Origin of the sequence: Pseudarthrobacter sp. PvP090 (assembly GCF_040547365.1) — a bacterium.
Lineage (GTDB): Bacteria > Actinomycetota > Actinomycetes > Actinomycetales > Micrococcaceae > Arthrobacter.
The window spans coordinates 135,095-158,637 of sequence record NZ_JBEPPO010000003.1; the positions used below are offsets into that span (position 1 = coordinate 135,095).

Consider the following 23,543-nt stretch of genomic DNA (forward strand, 5'->3'; position numbering starts at 1 on the left):
GCGGGTCCGTCCCGCCACCCTCGCTAAGGAGACCGTTGTGACCCTGCCCGAAGGTTTGACCGCCGGCGTCTGGACGCTGGACATGTCCCACAGCGAAGTCGGCTTCAGCGTCCGGCACGCCGGCATCAGCAAGGTCCGCGGCCGTTTCAACGAGGCCACGGCGGAGGCACATGTCGGCGATTCGCTCGCGGACTCCAGCCTGCACGCCAGCATCAAGACCGCCAGCTTCGACTCCGGCGATGCCAACCGCGACGCCCACGTCCGCGGCGCCGACTTCTTCGACGTCGACGAGTACCCGGAGATGACGTTCCGCGCCACGGGGATCAGGGGCGACGGCGAGGACTATGTGCTGACCGGCGACCTCACCATCCGCGGCGTCACCAAGCCGGTGGACCTGGAAGTCGAATTCACCGGCGTCGCGGTGGACCCGTTCGGCGCCACCCGCGCCGGGTTCAGCGCGGAGGCGGACATCAGCCGCAAGGCGTTCGGCCTGACCTGGAACGCCGCGCTCGAGGCCGGCGGGCTGCTGGTCAGCGACAAGGTCAAGATCAGTGTCGAGGCGGCCATGGTGAAGCAGGCGTAGCCGGCCGGTCAACTTTCAGAACAGCAGCAGGACGAAGCCGCCGACCGTGGAAACGATCCCCACCCCGGTGAGGATCCAGCCGAGGGTCCAGGCGGCATTGTCCTGCTTTGGCGGGGTGAGTCCCCAGCGCGACGGGTGGCACACGTCGTAGAAGAGGTCGACGTCGGACCCGACCACCAGGCCGTGCGACTCGGCCGCGGGCAGCAGCGACCGGTGGTCGGCGTCGTCGTGGTCCGTCCAGCTGTAGCCCGTGAATCCGCCGGCGCTGATCACCTTGCCGGTGGTCCCGGCCCACTCGCAGTGGCGCCGTCGGGAAATCCAGCCCCACACCAGCAGTGGCAGGCCCAGGACGAAGCCCACCCACGTCATGACTTCGAGGATGGGGCCGAGCAGGTCCCCGATGTTTGTCATCTGCGCGTGTCCCGGGCGGGCGGCGTCAGCGCGTGATGCGCGAGCGGCGCAGGAAGAACATGATGCCGGCGCCCACCAGGACCAGGAGGCCCACGTAGAGCAGGAACTGGACGGCCTCCACAACAAGCCCGACGACCAGCAGGACGAGGGCAACGATCAGGGCAATCTTCAGGAGTGCAGGCATGTTCCCAGTATTGTGCCCTTTCGCGCGTTCGCAAAGCCCGCATCCCGCTGCCCGCGTCCCCGGACACATTTCAGGAATTCTTCAGGGTGAACCCCTAGGCCGGATCGGCCTCCGGCGGGGGACAATGGAGCCATGAAGACATTGCTTAACCTCATCTGGCTGCTCTTTGGCGGGCTCTGGCTCGCGCTCGGATACTTCGCGGCCGGGGTCATCTGCTGCCTGCTGGTCGTCACCATCCCGTGGGGGCTCGCGTCGTTCCGCATCGCCAACTATGCCCTCTGGCCGTTCGGCCGCACGGTGGTGGACCGCCCGGGCGGAACCGGGTTGTTCTCCCTCCTCGGGAACGTCATCTGGCTGCTTGTCGCCGGTATCTGGATAGCGATCGCCCACGTGGTGACTGCCTTCGCCATGGCCATCACCATCATCGGCATCCCGCTGGCCATCGCCAACCTCAAGCTCATCCCGGTCTCGCTCATGCCCCTGGGCAAACAGATCGTCCCGACTGACAGGCCCTTCGTGACGACCTACAGCAAGGCATACCGCTAGCCACCATCAGAGGAGGACCGCAATGTCCGAGCATGTCACCGCTGTTCCGGCAACGTCCGGCCAGGATGTTGCCCCCGCTTCGACCGACGACCTCATGCTGGTCATCACCCGCGAATTTCAGGCCCCCATTGCCCGGGTGTGGTCCGCCCTGACGGATGCGGAGCAGGCACCGGACTGGTGGGGGCCGCGCGGTTTCCATGTTCCCCGCGAGAGCATCGACGCGGACCTGGAGATCGGCGGCCTCTACCGGGCCTGCATGGTCCGCGACAGCACGGGGGAGGAACACTGGTGGAGCGGCGTCCACACGGACATCGAACCGCCCAATCTCTTCATCTTCACCCACGCCTGGGACAAGCCCGACGGCACCCGCGGCTTCGAGACCGAGGTGACCTTCCAGCTGGAGGAGATCGACGGCGGTACCCGGATGACGTTCTTCCAGGGCCCCTTCGACACGATCGACAACCGCGACAGCCACGGCGTCGGCTGGCGGGAATCCTTCGACCGGCTGTCTGAACACCTCCGCCGCACCCCCTGACCCCGCGGTGCCTTGCTAGGCCTACCCGAGCTCGGCCTGCAGGTTCCGCCGCGCCGCGTCCAGCCACAGCTCCCGGCCCCCCGGGGTGTGGAAGAGGGGGTCCAGCTGCAGGAGCCGGCGGACGACGGCGGCGCGTCCGGCGGCGAAGTCGTCGTCGCCGATGTGCGCAAAGTCCTGCCGGACGGCGGCCAGGTACCGGGCGTAGGCTGCCGGGTCCCCGCCGAGCACGGAGAGGTCGGCGTCGCTGAGCAGGGCGGCGGCGCCGTCGCCGGCCTCCGGCTGGTGGTCGGCAGTCATCCGCACCAGCCGGGCCACCTCGTCTACCTCGGCCGCGGGAAGGCCCGCGTGGGCGAGCCGGTCCTCGGCGAGCCGGGCCGATTCCTCCTCGTCCTGGTCCGCGATGCCGTTGTAGACGGCGTCGTGGAACCAGGCGGCGAGCAGCACGGTGCGGGGAGGGTCGGCGGGCTCGGTGAGGAGGTCCAGGGCCTCCAGGACCGACAGCAGGTGGGTGCGGCCGTGGTACTTCCGGTGCTCTTCGCCCCAGCGGTCCAGCAGGTCCAGAAAGAGCGCGTCGTGGCCGGGCAGCACGGCGTTCCAGCGCGTGAGCAGGGGAAGCTTGAGTGAGCTGCTGCGCCGCCGGGCCGGGATCCGCAGGCCGCTGGCGATCAATTTGCGGACCAGCACCCGTCCCTCGACGGGGACGGCACCGGCGGCCACGAGGGCGCCGTACCGGGCTTCGGCGACGTCGTAATGGTCACCGTCGAACGCCCTGTCCGGGATGCCGGCCGCCGCAGCGAAGGCATGCAGTTCCTCCAGCGAGGTGTCCGAGATTAGGTGCGAGAAGTGCGTTCCGTGCGCCGGCCAGAGCGGAGGGTCCAGGTAAATGGCCATGGAGGAAGTCTAGTCCGGCCGCGGATCAGCCCTGGCTGGCGTCAGCGGCCGCGGTGTCGGACTGCTGCTCCTCCTGCGTCCGCGCACGGAGCGGCTTGGAGCGCACGCCCTCGCCCTTTTCGTTCAGCCGTGTCTCATGCTCAGCTTCCGCGATGTCCGCGGGAGTGATGTCGCCCCCGGAGTTCCAGGCCTTGATCGCGGCCCAGGCTACCGCCACGAGGGGGACGGCCAGGATCGCGCCGATGATGCCGGCGAGGATGGTGCCGGCCGTGAGGGCCAGCAGGATGACAAGGGCATGGACGTTGAGCGCCTGGCCCATCACCACCGGCTGCAGGAAGTTGCCCTCCAGCTGGTTGACGACGATCACGACAATGATGACGACCAGCGCCGCGAGCGGGCCGTTGGCGACCAGCGCGACGAGCGCCGCGAGGATCCCGGCAAGGGTGGCGCCGATCAGCGGGATGAAGGCTCCGATGAAGGTCAGCGCGGCGAGCGGCAGCGCGAGCGGCACCCCCATGATCACCAGCGCCAGGCCAATGAAGAACGCGTCCACGAAGGCCACGATGGAGGTTCCGCGCACATAGCCGCCGAGCACGTTGAGGCTCCGTTCCCCGGCGCGGCGTGCCTTGACAAGCTTTTCGCCCTTGAACGCCCGCAGCATGAACGCCCAGATGCTTTCGCCGTCCTTGAGGAAGAAGAACAGGATCACCGCCATGAGCAGGGCGCCGGTGATGAAGTTGCCGGCCGCGCTGAGCCCGGAAATGGCCCCCGCGCCGACGGTGCTGCTGGTGGCGAAGTCGATGGCGGCGTCGCGCGCCTGCTGGATCTGCTGGTCATCGATCGGGATAGGGCCGGTGCGGATGAAGTCGTAGACCCGGTCGAAGCCCTCCGTGGCCTTGCTACCCAGCTCGTCCGCCTGGCTCATGACGGCGAAGACGATGCCGGTGATCACGGCCCCGAAGGCGAGCAGGAGCAGCACGAACGACAGGGTGGTGGCGGCGGTGCTGGGCCAGCCGCGGCGGCGCAGCCAGTGCACGAAGGGGGCGATCGCGGCGGCGAGGATGAGGGCCAGCAGCGCCGGAATCACTACGAGCCGGACCTGGATCAGGGCGTAGACCACCACCACGGTCAGGACCAGCAGCAGGAGGACCTGCGCGGTCCTGATGCTGGCGCGGCCCAGGCTGTCGCCCCAAGGGGTTGTTTTTTCCGGACTGCCCATGCTGATTTGTCTCCCACTGTCGGATGGTCATGTTACTTACCAACCGTCTCACAGCCGGAGGCCCCAGCCCGCGGAGCCTGGCCCGTTTATCAGGAAGTGGCGGGGCGGATGTTCTGGTTGCCGTGGAAGGTGTTCTCCGGATCGAACTCCCGTTTCACGCGGGCCAGCCGGGCATAGTTCTCGTCCCCGAAGGCCGCCCGGACCCGCTCCTGGCCTTCGTCGCCGATGAAGTTAAGCCACACGCCCCCGGTCGCGTACGGCGCGATGTCCTGGCGGAACCTCTTGACCCAGGCCTTCGCCTCCAGGCCGTCCTGCGGGGTTTCGCCCAGGCCGAAGGGGTGGGTCACCCAGTTGGCGTTCCTGTTCGTCAGCGGGGTCGCCGCCGCGGCCGGACCGCCCACAGCCCCGCCCCAGCGGGCAATCAGCTGCTGCGAACTCGGCCCCGGGAGGTTGCGGGCGGAATCGACGATAACGTCCAGGGCGGCGTCGGACAGTTCGTCGTGGTAGTCCGCGCTCCAGTAGTTGTACTTGCCGGGCGGGTCGTCGAGGGAACACTGGAAGTCGGCGTAGTCGATGTCCTCCAGGAAGTCCGCGGCAGGCTTCAGCGCACGGTAGGGCCTGGCGTGTTCGGCGCCCTCCGCGGCGTCCCCGGCGTAGAGGTAGACGACGGCGACCGCCATCTTGCCGACCAGCTCCGGCGGCATGCCGGGCTCGTCCGGGACGGTCAGGTAGATGAGGGCGCCGGTTTCCTCGTTCGGCGCCGCGAGCGCCAGTTCCCGGAAGCCCCGGCTGATTTCGTCCGCCGCGTCGCCCGGCCACAGCATGAGGCCCGCGTGGACCTTCGGGCCGAGCCGGTTCAGCCCGAACGTGAAGGACGTGGCGACGCCGAAATTCCCACCGCCGCCGTGCAGGGCCCAGAACAGCTCGGGGTTCTCCGTGGCGCTGGCGGTGACCTGTTCGCCGGAAGCCGTCACCAGGTCCACGGAGCGGAGGCCGTCGCAGGCGAAGCCGAAGGCCCGCTCCAGCCAGCCAGAGCCGCCGCCCAGGGTGAAGCCGGCCAGGCCCGTGGTGGAGACCCGGCCGCCGGTGAGGGCGAGCCCGTGCTGCTGGGTGGCGCGGTCGAATTCCCCGCACGTCAGGCCGGCGCCAGCGGTGACCGTGCGGGCGTCCGGGTCCACGCTCACGGACTTCATGGGGCGCACGTCGATCACCAGGCCGCCGTCGTTCAGCGACATGCCGGCCACTGAATGACCGCCGGCGCGGACCGCGACGGCAAGGTTGTGGTCGCCTGCGTATTTCAGCGCCTCGGCGACGTCGGCCGGGGTGCTGCAGGGGGCAATCACCGCGGGGCGGCGGTCGATCATGGCGTTGAACAGCGTCCGGGACTCGTCGTAGCCCGGGTCCTCAGGTTTGATCCACTTCACGGCGGTGCTCCTCGGCGACCGCGGCTCCACCCCTCGCAGAAACTTTAAGTCCGGTGACGGCGCGGGGGCTAGAGTCCGCGGGTTGGCCCCCGACGCCGACACGGGAGGCGAGCTCCGAATTTGCGGATCAAGAGAGCATCATTAGTCGCAAACGCGGGTTAGGGTTGCCGTATGCCTAATATTCGCGTTTCCGAGGCGGCACGGTTGCTGGGTGTCAGCGACGACACCATCCGGCGCTGGACGGAGAACGGAAGCCTGACGCCGCTCAAGGACGACGCCGGACGGCTCGCCGTCGACGGGCTGGAACTGGCGCGGCTTGCCCGGGAGCAGGCCCAGCTTCCGGATGACCCGGCCAAGGCCGGCAGCTCGGCCCGCAACCGCTTCGTCGGGCTCGTCACCGCCATCACCGCCGACACCGTCATGGCCCAGGTGGAACTGCAGTGCGGGCCGTTCCGGGTGGTGTCCCTGATGAGCAGCGAGGCCGTGCGGGAACTCGGCCTGGAGCTCGGCTCGGTCGCGACCGCCGTCGTCAAAGCCACCACGGTGATCATCGAAACGCCCAAAGGCAAGGGCATCATATGAGGACTGCCATCAGGGCCGCCGCCTCGCTGGTGGCAGGAATTGTTGCCACCGGCCTGGCGGGCTGCGCCGCACCGGCCGGGGGCGCCGGCGGGACCGTCACCGTCTTCGCCGCGGCTTCCCTCAAGGCCCCCTTCACGGCGCTCGCCGAGGAGTTCGAGGCCGCGCACCCGGGAACCACCGTGACGCTCAGCTTCGCAGGGTCCTCCGACCTCGCCACCCAGATCAGCCAGGGCGCCCCGGCGGATGTCTTCGCCTCCGCCGATGCCAACACCATGGCCAAACTCAGCGGCGCAGGACTGGTGGAAGGATCACCCCGGGACTTCGCGAGCAATGTGCTGACCATCGCCGTGCCCCCGGGGAACCCCGCCTCCATCGCCACCTTTGCGGATCTCGCCAGGCCCGGCGTCAGGACGGTTATTTGCGCGGCGCAGGTCCCGTGCGGCGCGGCCACGAAGGCCCTTGAACAGGAAACCGGCACCACGCTGCAACCGGTCAGCGAGGAGTCCTCCGTGACCGACGTCCTGGGCAAGGTCGTCTCGGGGGAGGCCGACGCCGGCCTGGTCTATGTCACGGACGTCAGGACCGCAGGCGGCAAGGTGCAGGAAGTCCCCTTCCCCGAGTCGGCGCGGGCCGTCAACACCTATCCGATCGCAGCGGTGCGGACCGGCGGGAACAATGACCTCGCGGCCGCCTTCATCGAGACCGTCACAGGCTCCGACGGCCAGCAGCTCCTCCGCGGCGCCGGCTTCGGAACCCCCTAGGCCCGCATGAAACGCAGAGACAGCACCTACAACGGGATCCCGCGCTGGGTCGCGGCCATTGCCGCCGTCGGGGCGCTGTTTGTGCTGTTGCCGCTCGCGGCGATGCTGGGCCGGGTCAACTGGCCGCAGTTCATCCCGCTTGTCACCTCGGAAGCCTCGCTTACCGCTCTGGGGCTCAGCCTCCGCACGGCCGCCGCGAGCACGGTGCTGTGTGTGCTGTTCGGGGTGCCGCTGGCGCTGGTGCTGGCCCGCGGCGACTTCCCGGGCAAGCGGCTGCTGCGTTCCTTCGTCCTGCTGCCGCTCGTGCTGCCCCCCGTGGTGGGCGGCATCGCGCTGCTCTACGCCTTCGGACGCCAGGGCCTGCTGGGGCAGAGCCTCGAAATCGCCGGCATCCAGATCGCGTTCACGACGTCGGCGGTGGTGCTCGCCCAGACCTTCGTGGCCTTGCCGTTCCTGGTGGTCAGCCTCGAAGGCGCCCTCCGCTCGGCCGGCAGCCAGTACGAGGCCGTGGCCGCGACCCTCGGCGCGCGCCCCACCACCGTGCTGCGCCGGGTCACCCTGCCGCTGGTCCTGCCCGGGCTGGCGTCCGGGGCCGTGCTCTCCTTCGCCAGGAGCCTGGGCGAATTCGGCGCCACGCTCACCTTCGCCGGGAGCCTGCAGGGCGTCACCCGCACGCTGCCGCTGGAAATCTACCTGCAGCGGGAGACCGACGCCGACGCCGCCGTCGCGCTTTCCCTGCTGCTGGTCGTGGTGGCGGTTGTCGTCGTCGGGCTCTCCTACCGGGGACCGGCGCCGGCCGGGTCCGGCGGCCGGTCGGCGCGGACCGCCACCCCCGGGCGGGTGCCGGCATGACGTTCACTTTCGACGCCGTCCTCGCCGCCCGCCGCTTTGAGGTGTCGCTGAGCCTGGCGCCGGGGGAGACCGTGGCCGTGCTCGGCCCGAACGGGGCCGGAAAATCGACCCTGCTCTCGGTGGTCGCCGGGCTGCTCCGCCCGGACACGGGCCGTGCCGAAGTGAACGGGCGGGTGCTGTTCGAGCTGGGTCCCGGCGTGCACACCTGGACTCCGCCGCACCGCCGCGGAACCGCCCTGCTGGCCCAGGATCCCCTGCTGTTTCCGCACCTGAGCGCCCTCGAAAACGTCGCCTTCGGGCCGCGGAGCGCGGGGGTTCCCCGGCGGGAAGCGCGGGAGACCGCCCGGCGCTGGCTGGCCGAGGTCGACGCCGCCGGCCTCGCCGACCGCCGGCCCGGGGAGGTGTCCGGCGGGCAGGCGCAGCGCGTGGCGGCGGCCCGTGCCCTGGCCGTGGATCCTGAAGTACTGCTGCTGGACGAGCCCCTCTCCGCCCTGGACATCCATGCGGCTCCGCTGCTGCGGCGGCTGCTCAAGCGGGTGCTGGCCGGGCGGCGCGCCATCATCGTCACCCACGACGTCCTGGACGCCTACATGCTCGCGGACCGGGTGATCGTGATGGAGGACGGCCGGGTCACCGAGGATGGGCCCACCCGCGAGGTCCTCCGGCGTCCGCGCAGCCGGTTCGCCGCGGGGCTGGCCGGGCTGAACCTGGTGGCGGGGACCGTGACGCCGGCCGGGATCCGGTCCGCCGAGGGCCTGGACTTCGCGGGCCAGCACGACGCGCCGCTGGTACCCGGGCAGGCCGGTGTGGCGGCGTTCCCGCCGTCGGCCGTCTCGGTGTTCCTGGGCGAGGCGCACGGCAGCCCGCGGAACTCGTTCCGCGTCACAGTCACGGACCTGGAGCCGCACGGGGACCAGGTCCGGGTCCGCGCCGGCGAGCTGTCGGCGGATGTCACCCCGGCCGCGTCCGCGGACCTGGGCCTGGCTCCCGGCCTTGAGGTCTACTTCGTGGTCAAGGCCGCGGCGGTGTCGATCTACCCGGCCTGACGGCGGCCGGCGGCGGGCTCCCCGCGGTCCTTGCGGACGGGGTGCTGGCTGACGATCGACACCCGGTTGAAGGCGTTCATGGCGATCACGAGCCAGCTGATGGCGGAGAACTGCCCGTCCGTGAGGTGTTTCCGTGCGGCGGCGCCCTCGTGCTCGCGGGCGCGGGCGTCCGAGATGTTGGTGATCGCCTCGGCCAGGGTCAGGGCGGCGCGTTCCGTCTCGGTGAACAGGTCCGTGTCCCGCCAGGCCGGCAGGACCGCCAGTCGCTGCGCGGATTCGCCGTTCTTCACGGCGTCACCCACGTGTAGGTCCAGGCAGTAGGCGCAGCCGTTGATCTGCGAGATACGGACATTCAGCAGCTCGATCAGCGTCCGGTCCAGGCCGGCCTCATCCGCGGCCTCCTTCGCTTTCAGGCCCAGTCCGTTGAGGGCACGCCAGGCGGCCGGGTGCTCCTTGTCCAGAAAAATGGATCGGGTGGTGGGGTGCTGCGCTGCCGCTTTCTCATCCATGCTCAAAAGACTACCCACGGAAAACTTCAAAAAAGGGACGTGACAGATTTGTCATATGTGTGACAAGATGCATGAACAACTAAATCCCACGCGGGAGCGGTTCCCTCGACCGCCCCCGGAGCTGGTCCGCCGACATCGGACCAGCCCCCATCAATCGACGGTCGGCTCCTTGGGGGAGCCGACCGTCGAATGGGTTTAACGGGAATTGAATGGGGTTGGCGGGGTTGGGGGGTGGCGGGGAGTGCTGGGGGCTTCCCGAACACGGGCGCACTGGACATGTCCATTTGTGCGGCCCAGCCCCTGGGGACATGCCCAGTGTTTGGCTCCATGAGGGGGCATGTTGGGACTATGTCCAGTGGCCAGCGCGCACGGAGGGCATGTCCATTCCAGCGACCCGGTCCAAATGGACATGTCCATCGGAGGCGCCAGTTCCGGGCCCGTGGGCCAGGGGGCATGTCCATTCGCGGGCCGTCCCCACGCCACTGCGCGAGGGGCATGTCCATTCGCGCGGCTCAATCCCTGGGGACATGTCCAGTCTTTGGCTCCATGAGGGGGCATATTGGGACTATGTCCAGTGGCCAGCGCGCGCGGAGGGCATGTCCCCCGGGCGGAGAAGTGGGCCTGCGGGGGACTCCGGCCCTAGACAGCAGTTTCGCCGTCGGCAAACATGGAGCCAAAGGGACCGGATGCAAAGTTGAGCGGAGTAGACTCAACTTCAATACCAGCATGTTCCCGGAAGGAGCTCTCTTTGGACGCCAAATTCACCACCAAGAGCCAGGAGGCTCTTTCGGCAGCCGCCATGAACGCCTCAACGGCGGGCAACCCCCAGCTCGAACCCGCTCATCTGCTCAAGGCGCTCATGGACCAGCGCGAGGGTGTGGCCGTGGCGCTGCTCCGCGCCACCGGCACGGACCCGGATTCCGTCAGCGTCCAGGCCAGCACCGCGATCAAGGCGCTTCCCTCGACCTCCGGCAGCTCGGTGCAGCAGCCGCAGCTGTCCCGCACCGCCCTGCAGGCCATCAAGAACGCCCAAAACGAGGCCGAGCAGCTCGGCGACACGTTCGTCTCCACCGAGCACCTGCTGCTGGGGCTCGCGTCCGGAAGCGACGCCGTCGGCAAGCTGATGCGCGACGCCGGAGCCTCCCACGAGGCCCTGCTCGCCGCCCTCCCGGGCATCCGCGGCGACCGCAAGGTGGACTCCGCCGACCCCGAAAACACCTTCCAGGCCCTGGAGAAGTACGGCACCGACCTCACCGCGATTGCCCGCTCCGGCAAGCTGGACCCGGTGATCGGCCGCGACGCCGAGATCCGCCGCATCATCCAGGTGCTGAGCCGCCGGACCAAGAACAACCCCGTCATCATCGGCGAACCCGGCGTCGGCAAGACCGCCGTCGTCGAAGGCCTCGCCCAGCGGATCGTCGCCAACGACGTCCCCGAAAGCCTGCGCGGCAAGACCCTGATTGCCCTGGACCTGGCCTCCATGGTGGCCGGCGCCAAGTACCGTGGCGAATTCGAGGAGCGGCTCAAGGCCGTCCTGGCCGAAATCAAGGGCTCCGAAGGCCAGATCGTCACCTTCATCGACGAGCTCCATACGGTGGTCGGGGCGGGCGCGTCCGGTGACAGCTCCATGGACGCCGGCAATATGCTCAAGCCCATGCTGGCCCGCGGCGAGCTGCGGCTGATCGGCGCGACCACGCTGGACGAGTACCGCGAGAACATCGAGAAGGACCCCGCGCTGGAACGCCGCTTCCAGCAGGTCTTCGTCGGGGAGCCGAGCGTGGAGGACACCATCGGCATCCTGCGCGGCCTCAAGGAACGCTACGAGGCGCACCACAAGGTCTCCATTTCCGACTCCGCCCTCGTCGCCGCCGCCACGCTCTCCAACCGCTACATCTCCGGCCGCCAGCTCCCGGACAAGGCGATCGACCTCGTCGACGAGGCCGCGTCCCGGCTGCGCATGGAAATCGACTCCGCTCCTGAGGAGATCGACCAGCTGCGCCGCCAGGTGGACCGCCTGACCATGGAGGAGCTGGCCCTGGCCGGCGAAACCGATCCTGCGTCGGTGGAACGCCTTGCAGCCCTGCGCGCGGACATGGCGGACAAAAAAGAGGAACTCGCGGCCCTCAACGCCCGCTGGGAGGCCGAGAAAGCAGGGCTGAACCGCGCGGGCGACCTCCGGGCCAAGCTTGATGAGCTGCGCTCCAAGGAGGAAAAGGCCGAGCGTGAAGGCGATCTGGAAACGGCTTCCCGGCTGCTGTACGGCGAGATCCCCGCGCTGGAGCGTGAACTGAACGCGGCCGCCGAGGCAGAAGCGGCAGTGCCGGACAAATCCGGGCAGATGGTGGCCGAAGAGGTCACCGCCGACGACATCGCCGAGGTGATTTCCGCCTGGACCGGCATCCCCGCCGGCCGCATGCTGCAGGGCGAGAGCCAGAAGCTGCTGGAGATGGAGCATGTGCTCGGTGAGCGGCTCATCGGCCAGGCCAAGGCCGTCACTGCGGTCTCTGACGCCGTCCGCCGGGCCCGGGCCGGCATCAGCGACCCCAACCGGCCCACCGGCTCCTTCCTGTTCCTTGGCCCCACGGGCGTCGGCAAGACCGAGCTGGCGAAGGCCCTGGCCGATTTCCTGTTCGACGACGAACGCGCCATGGTGCGGATCGACATGTCCGAATATTCCGAGAAGCACTCCGTGGCCCGGCTCGTCGGGGCGCCCCCCGGCTATGTGGGCTACGAGGAGGGCGGCCAGCTCACCGAGGCCGTCCGCCGCCGCCCCTACTCGGTGCTGCTGCTGGACGAGGTGGAGAAGGCCCACCCGGAGGTGTTCGACATCCTGCTGCAGGTGCTCGACGACGGCCGGCTCACCGACGGCCAAGGCCGCACCGTGGACTTCCGCAACGTGATCCTGGTCCTCACGTCCAACCTGGGCAGCCAGTTCCTGGTCGACCCCACCCTGGATGCGAACGCCAAGCGCGAGGCCGTCATGGCCACCGTGCACGCCTCGTTCAAGCCCGAGTTCCTGAACCGGCTCGATGAGGTGGTGCTGTTCGACCCGCTGAGCGTCGAGGAGCTGTCCCGGATTGTGGAGCTGCAGGTCAAGGAACTGGGCGAACGGCTCAAGGGCCGCCGGCTCAACCTGGAAGTGACCGAGGGGGCCCGTGCCTGGCTCGCGGTGACCGGCTTCGACCCCGCGTACGGTGCGCGGCCGCTGCGCCGCCTGGTTCAGCGCGAGATCGGCGACCGGCTGGCGAAGGCCATCCTGGCCGGCGAGATCACGGACGGCGACACCGTGCTGGTGGACACCGCCCCGGACCTGACGGAGCTGGCCCTGGGCGGCGTCGCAGCGTCGGACCGGCCCAACGGCGGCGCCTCGACCGGCAGCGGGCTCTCCGTCCGCCGCAAGGAGTAACGCAGCCTTAAACAGGAACGCCGGCCGGAGCGTGCTCCGGCCGGCGTTCCTGTGCGCAGAACCTCTGCGGGAAGCCTAGGGAACCAGCGATTCCATGATGACGTTCCCGGCATCCGCGGTCACGTAGCAGTCCACACGGCGGTCGCCGTTGTCCCAGCTCGAGGAGCTCGGGTAGGCATTGCGCTGCAGCAGGTTGTAGGTGGTGGCGGCAGCGGCGGCCACCTGCGCATTGCGGCACGTCTCACGGCCCTTGTCCTTCAGCGCGGCCAGCCCGGGATAAGCGTCCGAGGCCTGGTAATGGTGGATCGCGATCAGCTGGGCCGAGTGCCCCGTCGTGCAGTCCACAATGGTGGACTGCGGCGCTTCCGGATCGAAATCCTTGAAGCAGTCGCCGAGCCGGAAGTCCAGTGGCCCGACCCCCTCCAGCGGGAGCGGTCCCCGGCTCGCGGGGGCGGCCGACGTCGCGGCAGGAGCGGGGGAGACGTCCGCCGCGGACTGCTTCGGCCCGCCACCCAGCGAGGTCAGCAACCAGATCAGCAGACCCATGACGGCGACGGCGGCCACGGCGGCGCCCGTCCTCGCGGCACCCTGGCGGCGTACCCAGCCTCCGAGCTGGGACCCTTTGTCCGACGCCATTTTGCCGGCTCCCGCCAGTGCGGCGGTGACGGAACCCGCGGAACGCGGGGGAACCGAGGTCTCCGGGGCGCCGTCCTGCCCGCCGTCGGGTCGGTTGGCCGGCTGCACAGTCGGGCGGGCGGGCGGAGCGGGTGGGGTCGCCGGCGGGGCCGCTGGCGGCACTACGGGTGTCGCGGATGTGGGCGGCGCAGACGGTTTCGGGGGTACGCCGGGCGCGGATCTCTCGCCGGGTCGGCCGGCCGGGGGGACCCCAGACGTGCCGGGGTTGCCGGGCCTTTCGTTCTCTTCGGTCACCGAGAATTCACCACTTCCGTGCATCTGCGCCGTGGCGGGACGCCCGGCGGTGGAACCCGTTTCCAGAAGTCCACTAGGGAACTCTATCTAAGATGCCGTGCGGCCGGCATGCCGCCGCAACGCCGTCCGGAGGGGTGGCGCGCCCGACACTGTCCGGGGCGGCCGTCGCGGGGAGCAGTTACCGCTGAAAGCATGTAATCTAGGTGTACGACAAATTGACCAAACATTCCGGGGCCTCACTAACGCCAATGGTGACCACCTCCGGTCCGAGTACAAAAGGGGGTCACGCCATGGGGCGCGGCCGTCAAAAGGCAAAAGCTACCAAGCAGGCTCGGGATATTAAGTACTATTCCCCGAACACTGACTACACTGCTCTTCAGCGTGAGCTCAAGAGCTCTGAAGTCCGGGCACCGAGTCGATTCTCGAGTGAGCCTGTCGAGCCGGATTATTCGGCCTACGTGGACAAGTACGCGGACGATGTGGAAGAGGACGACGACGAGGTAGATTCCCGTCGGATAGGTTAGTCGACACTTCTTTCCGGCATGCTCCTCCGTTAGCGGAATGCCGACCACATGATTTCAGGCCCGCCGGCCACTCCCAGCAATGGGGTGGACGGCGGGTTTTCTGCTACCCGAAAGGACTGCCATGACCATTCGCACGGGTTTCACCGAGGGGGAAGTCTGCTGGACGGACCTCCAGACCAGTGACGTCGCGGCGGCCAAGGCGTTCTATGCCGCGGTCTTCGGCTGGCGCTTTGAGGACCTGCCCACCCCGGACGGGCGCAGCTACGCGCAGGCATTCCTGGGCGAGGACCTGGTCACCGTAATCGCGCCGCAGAATCCGCAGCAGCAGGCCGCCGGAGCGCCCGGCCAGTGGAACGTGTACTTCGCGTCCTCCGACGCCCAGGAGCTCGCCGACGGTCTGGTCCACGCCGGCGGCACCCTGGAGTTCGGCCCCGAGGAGGTGGGCGGCACCGGCGTGATGGTCTTCTTCGCCCCGCCCGGCGGCGGCACCACCGGAGCCTGGCAGGCCGGCAGCCACTTCGGCACCGTCCGCAGCGGAGAGCCCGGCGCCCTGGCGTGGGCCGAACTGCTGACGCCCGAGCCGCAGTCCGCCGTCGGATTCTTCCAGCAGCTGTTCGGCCAGGACGTGACCGAGTACCCGCAGGACGACGGCGGCAAGTACAGCACGCTGATGGTCAACGGCGCGGAGGTGGCCGGCATCGCCGCGGTCCCGGCGGATGCCGAGGGCACGCTCAAGCCGGGGTGGCAGGTCTACTTCGGGGTGTCCAGCGTCCCCGGGGCAGTCGCGGCGGCCGAGGCAGCCGGCGGCACGGTCCTGATCGCACCGGACGGGGACGAGGAAGCCGGCACCATCGCCACCCTCGAGGATCCGCAGGGCGGCGTGTTCAGCGTCCTGGAGGTCTAAGTCCGCGGCTTAAAAACATCGAGTGCTCCACAACTGCCGTTTTGGGGGTTCTAAACGGCAGTTGTGGAGCACTCGATGGGGGTTAAGCGGGGGTCAGGCGTACGCGTTGACCAGCCGGACGGCGCCGCCGTCGACGCCCTTGGCGCCCTGGACGTAGTCCGGTCCGGTCTTGACGATCGAGTCCGAGTTTTCCTCCACGGTGCCCATGACCCAGGCCGGCAGCCCACGCTCGTTGAGCCGGTTCACGGCGGCGTCGGCGGCCTCGGGGGAAACGATCGCGACCATGCCCACGCCCAGGTTCAGGGTGCGCTCCAGGTCGGCCAGCGGGACGTTGCCCAGTTCGGCGACGAGGCGGAAGATGGCAGGCAGCTGCCAGGTGGCGCGGTCCACGGTGGCCAGCAGGCCCTGCGGCAGGACGCGGGCCAGGTTGGCGGCGAGCCCGCCGCCGGTCACGTGGCTGAAGCCGTGCACGGCCTGGCCGGCGGCGGAGCCGTTCACCGGGAAGGTGCGGGCCAGGTCCAGGCAGTCGGCGGCGTAGACGCGGGTCGGTTCCAGGAGTTCCTCGCCCAGCGTGCGGCTGAATTCGGAGACGTGGCGGTCCAGCGCCCAGCCGGCGTGGTTGATGACGCGGCGGACCAGGGAGTAGCCGTTGGAGTGCAGCCCGGAGGACGCCATGCCGATCACGACGTCACCGGCGCGGACGCGGTCCGGGCCCAGCAGGTCGGCGGCTTCGACAACACCGGTGGCGGCACCGGCGACGTCGTACTCGTGCTCGCCCAGCAGGCCCGGGTGCTCGGCGGTTTCGCCGCCCACCAGGGCGGTGCCGGCCACGGAGCAGGCGGCCGCGATGCCGCGGACGATGTCCGCGATGCGTTCCGGGACCACCTTGCCGCAGGCGATGTAGTCGGTCATGTACAGCGGCTCGGCGCCCACCACGACGATATCGTCGACCACCATGCCGACAAGGTCGAAGCCGATGGTGTCGTGGATGTCCATGGCCTGCGCGATGGCTACCTTGGTGCCGACGCCGTCGGTGGAGGTGGCCAGCAGCGGGCGCTTGTACGTGAGCAGGCGCGAGACGTCGTACAGGCCAGCGAAGCCGCCGACGCCGCCGATCACCGAGGAGTTGTGGGTCGCCTTGATGGCGTCCTTCATGAGTTCGACTGCGCGGTCGCCCGCTTCGACGTCGACGCCGGCAGAGGCGTAGGTAATGCCGACGGCGTTCTGGGCGGCGTTCATGTCAGCGGCCGGGGAGGCGGAAGTCATACGGGCTCTTTCTTGTCGGCAGCAATGGTTCGATCAACGCGATCGGCATCGGTGAGCAGTTCTTCAAATTCGGCGTCCGGACCCGGATCGCAGCCGGTGGCGCCGGACTTCTCCGCCGGATCCTCGTCGGGGCTGATCCCGGCGGCCGCTTCGGCGGCGGTTTCCGACGCTGCGGCGCCGAGCGCGGCATCTCCGCCGGCAGGGAGCCCGCCCAGGTCGGTGCGTTCGAGCAGGTTCTTCCCCAGCTTGTCGGCCCCCGGAAGCTCGATCGGGTACTGGCCCGTGAAGCATGCCGTGCACAGCCGTTCGCGCGGCTGCTGCGTGGCGCCGATCATGCCGTCTTCGGAAATGTAGGCCAGGGAGTCGGCGCCGATGGCCTGGGTGATCTCTTCGACGGTGGCGCCGTTGGCGATCAGTTCCGCCCGGGAGGCGAAGTCGATGCCGTAGAAGCACGGCCACTTCACCGGCGGGGAGGAAATCTTGATGTGGACGCTGGCGGCGCCGGCCTCCCGGAGCATCCGGACGATTGCGCGCTGGGTGTTGCCGCGGACGATCGAGTCATCCACCACCACGACGCGCTTGCCGCGGATCACGGATTCCAGCGCGTTGAGCTTGAGCCGGATGCCCAGCTGGCGCAGCGTCTGGGAGGGCTGGATGAAGGTCCGGCCAACGTAGGAGTTTTTCACGAAGCCGTGGGCGAAGGGGATGCCGGATTCCTCGGCGTAGCCGACGGCTGCGGGGGTTCCGGATTCCGGGACCGGGATGACGATGTCCGCTTCCTGGGTGTTTTCGCGGGCCAGCTGGCGGCCCATTTCCACGCGGGACTCGTACACGGAGCGGCCGGCGATGGAGGCGTCCGGGCGGGCGAGGTAGACGTACTCGAAGACGCAGCCGGCCGGCGTCGCCTCCGCGAAGCGCTGGGAGCGGACACCGTCCTCGTCGATCGCGATGAACTCGCCGGGCTCGATTTCGCGGATGAAGCTGGCGCCGACGGTGGCGAGGGCGGACTGCTCGGAGGCGACCACCCAGCCGCGCTCCAGCCGGCCCAGGCAAAGCGGGCGGATGCCGTACGTGTCGCGGGCTGCGTAGAGGGTGCCTTCGTCCATGAAGACAAAGCAGAAGCCGCCCTTGATCTTGGGCAGCAGCTCCATGGCGGTCTGTTCGAGCGACCTGCCGGCTTCGCCCTCCAGCAGGGCGGTGACGAGGGCCGTGTCCGAGGTGTTGCCCTGCTTCATTTCACCGGTGAGCTGGCCGCCGTTGCGGTCCACGATCATGGCTTTGAGCTCGGCGGTGTTGGTCAGGTTGCCGTTGTGGGCCAGGGCCACGGTGCCGGTCGCGGTGGCGCCCAGGGTGGGCTGCGCATTGGCCCAGTGGCTCGCGCCGGTGGTGGAGTAACGGCAGTGGCCAACGGCCAGGTGCCCGGTCAGGGTGTTGAGCGTGGTCTCGTCGAAGACCTGGGAGACAAGTCCCATGTCCTTGTAGACGTTGATCCGCTTGCCGTCGCTGGTGGCTATACCAGCCGACTCCTGACCGCGGTGCTGCAGTGCATACAGCCCGTAATAGGTGAGTTTTGCAACCTCTTCGCCGGGAGCCCAGACCCCGAAGACGCCACATGCGTCCTGGGGGCCTTTTTCGCCAGAGAGAAGGTCATGAGAAAGTTTTCCATCGCCGCGTGCCACTGGTCGATTATCTCACGTTGTGCGCTAGGACTTTCCCGGCGGCCGGTTTATGACCTCCGGGGGTTGGCCGCCGCCGGTCAGGCGCCCGGCCGGTCCTCGGTGTCGGGCTCGGAATCGGGAACGGATTCGACGACGGCGCGCTGGGCCCGGCGCACGCTCAGGCGGTCCAGGACGAGCGCCGCGACGCCGCCCAGGACGACGCCGCCCGCGCCGCACAGGATCAGGAAGAAACCGAAGACGGCGCCGGCGTCGAAGGCCTCATCGCCCGGGAGGCCGTAGGCGAGGAAGGCGGCCACGCCGAAGCCCAGAAGACCGCCCAGGACCAGGAAGGGCACGAACTTCGGCGCCCGGCGCACGGTGATCTCGCGCCGTTCGGGGATGTGCTGCTCGCCTGCGGTGCCGGGGTTTTCGGGGGTAGACATGCCGTTAAGCCTACTGCCCCGGCAGCCATTGCTCCCGCCGGGCGGCGGGGCCACACTAGGGGGGTGGGGGAGGGCACGGAACAGCCAAGGAGCGCCATGTCAGCCTCACCCGAGCAGATCAGGGACCAGCAGCGCAGCACCTGGGATGAATTTTCCGCAGGCTGGCAGAAATGGGACGCCGAAGTGCTCGGCTGGCACGCGCCGTTCGGTGATGCGGTCATCCAGGAGGCGTGGCTGCGCCCCGACTCCGTTGTCCTCGACGTCGCAGCCGGAACCGGGGAACCGGGTCTCACGGCGGCCGCCCTCGTCCCCCGCGGCAGCGTCACCCTGCTTGACCTCTCCGAGGGGATGCTGAGCGTGGCGGTCGAGAAGGCGTCGGGCCGGGGGCTCACCAACGTGCACACCGCCGTCGGCGACGCCGCCCAGTTGCCCTTCGGCGACGCCGCGTACGATGCGGTCCTCTGCCGCTTCGGCCTGATGTTCTTCCCCAGGATGTCCGACGCCGTGGACGAAATGGTGCGCGTCGCCAAGCCGGGCGCCCGGATCAGCGCCGCCGTCTGGGGCCGGGCCGCGGAGAACCCGTGGGCCACGCTGATCCTCGGCACGATCGCCCGCCATACCGAACTGCCGGTGCCGCCCGCTGGCGCACCCGGCCTGTTCCGGTGCGCTGCGCAGGGCTTCATGAGCCGGGTCTTTACGGAGGCCGGCCTGGTCGACGTCATCGAACGGAAAGTCAGCACGGACCTGGTGCAGGCGTCACCGGAGCTCTACTGGGAGTTCATGACCGACATTGCGACCACGGTGGCGGTGGGACTGGCCAGGGCGGACGCGGAATCCCGCGAGCTGATCCGCTCCGACGTCTTCCAGCTGCTGGGCCGCTACGAGCACAACGGCGCCATCCGGCTCCGCTCCACGGCCACCATCGTGGCGGGGACGCGGGCGTAGCCGGGTTCGCGGCACTTTCGGACTGGCGCGGCGCGGATCCGGGGCGCGCGCGTCCGAAAGCGCCGCGGAATCGCAGCGTCCCTAGACGCCGAGTTCGTCCTTCAGCGCGGCGACGTGGCCCTGCGCCTTGACCTGGTACTGCGCCAGCTTCACCTTGCCCTCGGGGTCGAGCACCACGGTGGAGCGGACGATCCCCTCGGTGACCTCGCCGTTGACCAGCTTCTCGCCCCACGCGCCGTAGGCCAGCGCCACGGCGTGGTCCTCGTCGGCGAGCAGCGGGAAGGTGAGTGCGAAGTCGCCGGTGAAGTGCGCCAGTTCCTCCGGCGCGTCGGGGGAGATGCCCAGCACCTCATACCCGGAACCCTGCAGGGACGCCAGGCTGTCGCGGAAATCGCAGGCCTCGGTGGTGCAGCCCGGGGTGGCGGCCTGCGGGTAGAAGTACACAATGACGTTCTTGCCGCGGTAGTCCGCCAGCGCGACCTTCTGTCCCGCGGCGTCCGGAAGCGTGAAGTCCGGGGCGGGGGTTCCGGGCTGGAGTTTGATGGTCAGCTGAGGGCTCATGGGGTTCCTTCGGGGTCTGTGAGGGGTCTGTCTGCGGGAATAGCGGTCTGCCGATGCACAACCACTGATTCAGATGCTGTATTCCGCGGGCCCGCGCACCTTGGTGTGGGGTCCGGGCACAAACTGGTAGCCGCCGCCGCGGACCGTGGCGATCGCGTGCCGCCCGCCCCGCAGCTTGCGCCGCACCCGGCCCACATACACGTCGATGGACCGGGACGCCGCGGCGGGGGAATCGAACGATTCGAGGAACAATCGCAGCTCCTCCCGGCCCACAGTGCGGGAGCAATGCTCCACCAGGTACCGCAGCAGTTTGAATTCGACGCCGGTCAGCGGCACCCGCTGCCCGTCCAGGTGCACGTCGCCGGCAGCCAGGTCCACGGACACGAGGCTGCCGGGGCCGGCCGACGGCGGCAGGCGGGTGGCGCCGCCGTCGTCCTCCTGCGGGGAGTCCTCCGCAGCGGACGACGACGGCACCGGGTTTCCGCTCTCCGCGGGAGTTGCAGCCCCGGCGGCGGGCCAGACCCGGACGTCCGCCTCCGGGGCAATCTTCAGGGCGTGTGCCAGGAGCAGTTGCGCGGCCCTCGCCATCACGGCGTCGTCGACGTCCAAGCCGGCGCCGGGAGCCACCCAGACGGCCAGGCCGTGGGCCTTGAGCGCCGGCCCCGACCGGGAGCGTTCCGGGTGAGTCGGCACAGCCTGAGCCGGCACCGCCTGAGCCGGCACAGCCTGCACGGGCGCCGGCTGCGTCGGGCCCGTCGCACATATGCCGCGTGGGGAATGTACCTGGACAGCCATGACTTGGGGCCTCAGACGCCGCCGCGGCGGATGAGCTTTCCGCCGGGAGTCTGGCCGTCGATCTCATGTCCGCGCAGGAAGGTCTTCCGGACCACCCCGGAGAGCGCCTTGCCGTCGTAGGGCGTGATGGGGTTCTTGTGCTTGAGCTTGGACACGTCCACCACGAAGGCCTCGTCGGGCGCGAAGACCGAGAAGTCCGCGTCGTACCCGAGAGCCAGCTGGCCCTTGTTGGAGAGCCGTGCCAGGGCGGCAGGCTTCTCGGCCATCCAGGACACCACCTGCTCCAGGGGGATGCCGCGGTGCCGGGCTTCCGTCCAGATCAGGGACAGGCCCAGCTGGAGCGAGGAGACCCCGCCCCAGGCCACGGCAAAGTCGCCGTTTTCGAGGTCCTTGAGGTCCAGGGTGCTGGGCGAGTGGTCGGAAACGATGCAGTCGATGGTCCCGTCCTCCAGGCCCTTCCACAGCAGCTCGCGGTTGGAGGCCTCGCGGATGGGCGGGCAGCACTTGTAGGCTGTGGCACCATTGGGGATTTCCTCGGCCATGAGCGTGAGGTAGTGCGGGCAGGTCTCCACGGTGAGGTGGACGCCGTCGCGTTTGGCGGTGGCGATCATCGGCAGGGCGTCGGAGGACGAGAGGTGCAGGATGTGGGCGCGGGCGCCGGTCCAGCGGGCACGCTCGATCACCTCCGCGATGGCCTTGTTCTCGGCGCCTCGGGGACGGGAGGCCAGGAAGGTCGCGTACTGGTCGCCGCCCGGGTGGGGTGCGTGGTCAATGGCGTGGGAGTCCTCCGCGTGGACGATCATGAGCGAGTCAAAGGACTTGAGCTCGGCCATGTCTTCTTCCATCTCGTCCGCTTCCAGGTGCGGGAACTCATCCACACCGGAGTGCAGCAGGAAGCACTTGAAGCCGAACACGCCCTCGTCGTGCAGGCCGCGCAGCTCTGCCTTGTTGCCCGGTACGGCACCGCCCCAGAACCCGACGTCCACAAACGCCTGGTCCTCGGCCACCTCGCGCTTGAGCTTGAGGCCTTCCACGGTGGTGGTGGGCGGGATGGAATTCAGCGGCATGTCGATGATGGTGGTGACGCCGCCGGCTGCGGCGGCGCGGGTGGCGGACGCGAAGCCCTCCCACTCGGTGCGGCCCGGCTCGTTGACGTGGACGTGCGTGTCCACCAGGCCCGGGATGAGGGTTTCGTCGTCGGCCAGTTCAATCACTTCCGTGCCGGAAAGTCCGTTGCCGAGCGGCTCGATGGCGACGATCTTGCCGCCGCGCACACCCACCTCACGGGCCGCGATGCCGGCGGTGGTGAGGATGCGCCGGCCCCGGATGACGAGGTCAAAGCTTTCTTCAGACATTGAGGGGCTCCTTTGTGCGGGCATTCTTCGCTGGCGGGGTGGCGGCCCGGGTCAGGTCTGCCAGTTCCGCGCCGATTTGCTTTCCCAATTGTTCAAGCAGGGGTCCTGCTTCGGCTATACATATTTCTACCTTGGCCTCCAGCGAGGTCAGCGGGTAGACCTGCCGGAATCCGGAATCGTTCTGCTGATCCGGCGTCAGCGTGGTGCGGCCGCAGACGGCCACCACCGGCACGCCGGCCCGCGCAGCCGCCCGCGCCACACCCATCGGGGTCTTGCCGAGCAGGCTCTGTTCGTCCAGGCTGCCTTCGCCGGTGATCACCAAGTCCGCGCCGGCCAGCCGGTCCGCCAGCCCGGTGAATTCCAGGACGACGTCGATGCCCGGCCTACGGGTCGCGGCCAGTACCGCGATCGCCGCGTAGCCCACGCCGCCGGCCGCCCCGGCGCCCGGAGCGGCGGCGGCCTTCAGCGCGCGGGGCCCGATCTCGGCCGCGAGGACGTCCACAAAGTGGGCCAGCGCGGCGTCGAGCGCCGCCACGTCCGCCGGGGTGGCACCCTTCTGCGGGCCGAAGACCGCCGCGGCGCCTTCAGCTCCGAGCAGCGGGTTGTCGACGTCGCTGGCCAGCACAAAGCGGGCGTCGTCCAGCCGGGAGTCGAAGCCGGAGAAGTCGATCCGGTCCAGCCGGGCGAGGGACGCGCCGCCGGGCGGGAGTTCGTTGCCGTCGGCGTCGAGGAGCCTGGCGCCGAGTCCCTGCAGGACGCCGGCGCCGCCGTCGGTGTTGGCGCTCCCGCCGACGCCCAGGATGACCTGCCGGCAGCCGGCGTCGAGAGCTGCCCGGATCAGTTCGCCGGTGCCCAGGCTGGTGGCGGCCTTCGCGCTGGCGGAATCGGGCCGGCCGCCGCCTTCCCCCGAACCGCCGGGCAGAACGGCCAGGCCGGACGCGGTGGCCATTTCGATGACTGCCTCCCGGCCGCGGACCGCGAACTCTGCCCGGATCCGCTGGCCGGTGGGGCCGCTGACGGAGGCGCTGCGGCGGGCGAAGCCCGAGCCGACGGCGGCATCCAGGGTGCCTTCGCCGCCGTCGGCCACCGGAATCCGGATGACTTCAAGGTTGGAGCCCGTCGCCGCCTGCAGTCCAGCCGCCAGATGCCGGGCGACGTCCGGCGCGGAGAGGGAGCCCTTGAACTTGTCCGGAGCTATGACGACCCGCATTTC

Annotated in this window: 25 protein-coding genes; 11 read left to right on the forward strand and 14 right to left on the reverse strand. The window is 69.4% G+C overall.

Translation table 11 applies throughout. From position 1 onward, the window contains the following. The first annotated feature begins 37 nt into the window (after positions 1-37). Entirely contained in the window at positions 38-583 is a 546-nt protein-coding gene (locus tag ABIC21_RS04345) for a YceI family protein (RefSeq protein WP_354349186.1), read from the forward strand. Between the two features lie 15 nt (positions 584-598). On the opposite strand, the gene ABIC21_RS04350 is transcribed toward ABIC21_RS04345, so the two are convergent. After that, positions 599-994 (reverse strand): hypothetical protein, encoded by a 396-nt coding sequence (locus ABIC21_RS04350; RefSeq protein ID WP_354349187.1) that lies wholly within the window; start codon positions 992-994, stop codon positions 599-601. 25 nt (positions 995-1,019) lie between these two features. After that, complete coding sequence (locus tag ABIC21_RS04355; protein WP_354349188.1) at positions 1,020-1,178, reverse strand: hypothetical protein; 159 nt, start codon at positions 1,176-1,178, stop codon at positions 1,020-1,022. Between the two features lie 132 nt (positions 1,179-1,310). Here ABIC21_RS04355 and ABIC21_RS04360 point away from each other — a divergent pair, with 132 nt between their 5' ends. Continuing rightward, entirely contained in the window at positions 1,311-1,724 is a 414-nt protein-coding gene (locus tag ABIC21_RS04360; protein WP_354349189.1) for a YccF domain-containing protein, read from the forward strand. A 22-nt stretch (positions 1,725-1,746) separates the two neighbouring features. Then, positions 1,747-2,259: an SRPBCC family protein gene (locus tag ABIC21_RS04365; RefSeq protein ID WP_354349190.1), complete on the forward strand. Its 513-nt coding sequence runs from the start codon at positions 1,747-1,749 to the stop codon at positions 2,257-2,259. A gap of 21 nt (positions 2,260-2,280) precedes the next feature. On the opposite strand, the gene ABIC21_RS04370 is transcribed toward ABIC21_RS04365, so the two are convergent. The 3 genes from ABIC21_RS04370 to ABIC21_RS04380 form a co-directional block, all read right to left on the reverse strand. Beyond that, positions 2,281-3,150, reverse strand: a complete 870-nt coding sequence (locus ABIC21_RS04370) for a DUF4031 domain-containing protein (protein WP_354349191.1) — start codon at positions 3,148-3,150, stop codon at positions 2,281-2,283. A gap of 25 nt (positions 3,151-3,175) precedes the next feature. After that, entirely contained in the window at positions 3,176-4,369 is a 1,194-nt protein-coding gene (locus tag ABIC21_RS04375; protein WP_354349192.1) for an AI-2E family transporter, read from the reverse strand. 89 nt (positions 4,370-4,458) lie between these two features. Continuing rightward, positions 4,459-5,793, reverse strand: coding sequence for an FAD-binding oxidoreductase (locus ABIC21_RS04380; RefSeq protein ID WP_354349193.1), 1,335 nt, complete (start codon positions 5,791-5,793; stop codon positions 4,459-4,461). Positions 5,794-5,964: 171 nt separating this feature from the next. On the opposite strand from ABIC21_RS04380, the gene ABIC21_RS04385 reads away from it, so the two are divergent. From ABIC21_RS04385 to ABIC21_RS04400, 4 genes are read left to right on the forward strand one after another with little or no spacing between them, the layout of a single operon-like run. Beyond that, the gene (locus tag ABIC21_RS04385) at positions 5,965-6,375 is read left to right on the forward strand and encodes a TOBE domain-containing protein (protein ID WP_354349194.1); all 411 of its coding nucleotides are present in this window, start codon (positions 5,965-5,967) and stop codon (positions 6,373-6,375) included. Continuing rightward, positions 6,372-7,136 (forward strand): molybdate ABC transporter substrate-binding protein, encoded by a 765-nt coding sequence (gene modA / locus ABIC21_RS04390; protein WP_354349195.1) that lies wholly within the window; start codon positions 6,372-6,374, stop codon positions 7,134-7,136. Before ABIC21_RS04385 ends, modA begins: the two co-directional genes overlap by 4 nt. A gap of 6 nt (positions 7,137-7,142) precedes the next feature. Next, positions 7,143-7,988 (forward strand): ABC transporter permease, encoded by an 846-nt coding sequence (locus tag ABIC21_RS04395; protein WP_354349196.1) that lies wholly within the window; start codon positions 7,143-7,145, stop codon positions 7,986-7,988. Then, positions 7,985-9,034 carry a sulfate/molybdate ABC transporter ATP-binding protein gene (locus tag ABIC21_RS04400; RefSeq protein WP_354349197.1) on the forward strand — a complete coding sequence of 350 codons (1,050 nt, stop codon included), beginning with the start codon at positions 7,985-7,987 and terminating at the stop codon, positions 9,032-9,034. The genes ABIC21_RS04395 and ABIC21_RS04400 overlap by 4 nt, the downstream gene beginning before the upstream one ends. On the opposite strand, the gene ABIC21_RS04405 is transcribed toward ABIC21_RS04400, so the two are convergent. Then, positions 9,022-9,543, reverse strand: coding sequence for a carboxymuconolactone decarboxylase family protein (locus ABIC21_RS04405; protein ID WP_354349198.1), 522 nt, complete (start codon positions 9,541-9,543; stop codon positions 9,022-9,024). The two genes, ABIC21_RS04400 and ABIC21_RS04405, sit on opposite strands and share 13 nt — an antisense overlap. A gap of 748 nt (positions 9,544-10,291) precedes the next feature. On the opposite strand from ABIC21_RS04405, the gene clpB reads away from it, so the two are divergent. Further along, the gene (clpB, locus tag ABIC21_RS04410) at positions 10,292-12,949 is read left to right on the forward strand and encodes an ATP-dependent chaperone ClpB (RefSeq protein ID WP_354349199.1); all 2,658 of its coding nucleotides are present in this window, start codon (positions 10,292-10,294) and stop codon (positions 12,947-12,949) included. Positions 12,950-13,024: 75 nt separating this feature from the next. Here clpB and ABIC21_RS04415 read toward each other — a convergent pair whose 3' ends face one another. Beyond that, positions 13,025-13,585, reverse strand: coding sequence for a septum formation family protein (locus tag ABIC21_RS04415; protein ID WP_354349200.1), 561 nt, complete (start codon positions 13,583-13,585; stop codon positions 13,025-13,027). A gap of 584 nt (positions 13,586-14,169) precedes the next feature. On the opposite strand from ABIC21_RS04415, the gene ABIC21_RS04420 reads away from it, so the two are divergent. After that, positions 14,170-14,403: a DUF3073 domain-containing protein gene (locus ABIC21_RS04420; protein ID WP_282381218.1), complete on the forward strand. Its 234-nt coding sequence runs from the start codon at positions 14,170-14,172 to the stop codon at positions 14,401-14,403. 121 nt (positions 14,404-14,524) lie between these two features. Next, positions 14,525-15,307, forward strand: a complete 783-nt coding sequence (locus ABIC21_RS04425; protein ID WP_354349201.1) for a VOC family protein — start codon at positions 14,525-14,527, stop codon at positions 15,305-15,307. A gap of 93 nt (positions 15,308-15,400) precedes the next feature. Here the strand turns inward: ABIC21_RS04425 and purM are convergent, their stop codons facing one another. From purM to ABIC21_RS04440, 3 genes are all read right to left on the reverse strand, one after another. After that, positions 15,401-16,573, reverse strand: a complete 1,173-nt coding sequence (gene purM, locus ABIC21_RS04430) for a phosphoribosylformylglycinamidine cyclo-ligase (RefSeq protein WP_354349202.1) — start codon at positions 16,571-16,573, stop codon at positions 15,401-15,403. Continuing rightward, positions 16,570-18,252, reverse strand: a complete 1,683-nt coding sequence (gene purF / locus ABIC21_RS04435) for an amidophosphoribosyltransferase (protein WP_354349203.1) — start codon at positions 18,250-18,252, stop codon at positions 16,570-16,572. Before purF ends, purM begins: the two co-directional genes overlap by 4 nt. A gap of 77 nt (positions 18,253-18,329) precedes the next feature. Then, positions 18,330-18,674: a hypothetical protein gene (locus ABIC21_RS04440; RefSeq protein WP_354349204.1), complete on the reverse strand. Its 345-nt coding sequence runs from the start codon at positions 18,672-18,674 to the stop codon at positions 18,330-18,332. 96 nt (positions 18,675-18,770) lie between these two features. On the opposite strand from ABIC21_RS04440, the gene ABIC21_RS04445 reads away from it, so the two are divergent. Beyond that, complete coding sequence (locus ABIC21_RS04445) at positions 18,771-19,619, forward strand: class I SAM-dependent methyltransferase (protein WP_354349205.1); 849 nt, start codon at positions 18,771-18,773, stop codon at positions 19,617-19,619. Between the two features lie 81 nt (positions 19,620-19,700). On the opposite strand, the gene bcp is transcribed toward ABIC21_RS04445, so the two are convergent. The 4 genes from bcp to ABIC21_RS04465 all read right to left on the reverse strand — a co-directional run bounded on the left by bcp (position 19,701) and on the right by ABIC21_RS04465 (position 23,540). Continuing rightward, positions 19,701-20,180, reverse strand: coding sequence for a thioredoxin-dependent thiol peroxidase (gene bcp, locus ABIC21_RS04450; RefSeq protein ID WP_354349206.1), 480 nt, complete (start codon positions 20,178-20,180; stop codon positions 19,701-19,703). A gap of 69 nt (positions 20,181-20,249) precedes the next feature. Beyond that, the gene (locus ABIC21_RS04455; protein ID WP_354349207.1) at positions 20,250-20,975 is read right to left on the reverse strand and encodes a winged helix-turn-helix domain-containing protein; all 726 of its coding nucleotides are present in this window, start codon (positions 20,973-20,975) and stop codon (positions 20,250-20,252) included. 11 nt (positions 20,976-20,986) lie between these two features. Then, positions 20,987-22,330: an allantoinase AllB gene (gene allB, locus ABIC21_RS04460; protein WP_354349208.1), complete on the reverse strand. Its 1,344-nt coding sequence runs from the start codon at positions 22,328-22,330 to the stop codon at positions 20,987-20,989. After that, positions 22,323-23,540 (reverse strand): glycerate kinase, encoded by a 1,218-nt coding sequence (locus ABIC21_RS04465; protein ID WP_354349209.1) that lies wholly within the window; start codon positions 23,538-23,540, stop codon positions 22,323-22,325. The genes allB and ABIC21_RS04465 overlap by 8 nt, the downstream gene beginning before the upstream one ends. Positions 23,541-23,543: the final 3 nt, after the last annotated feature.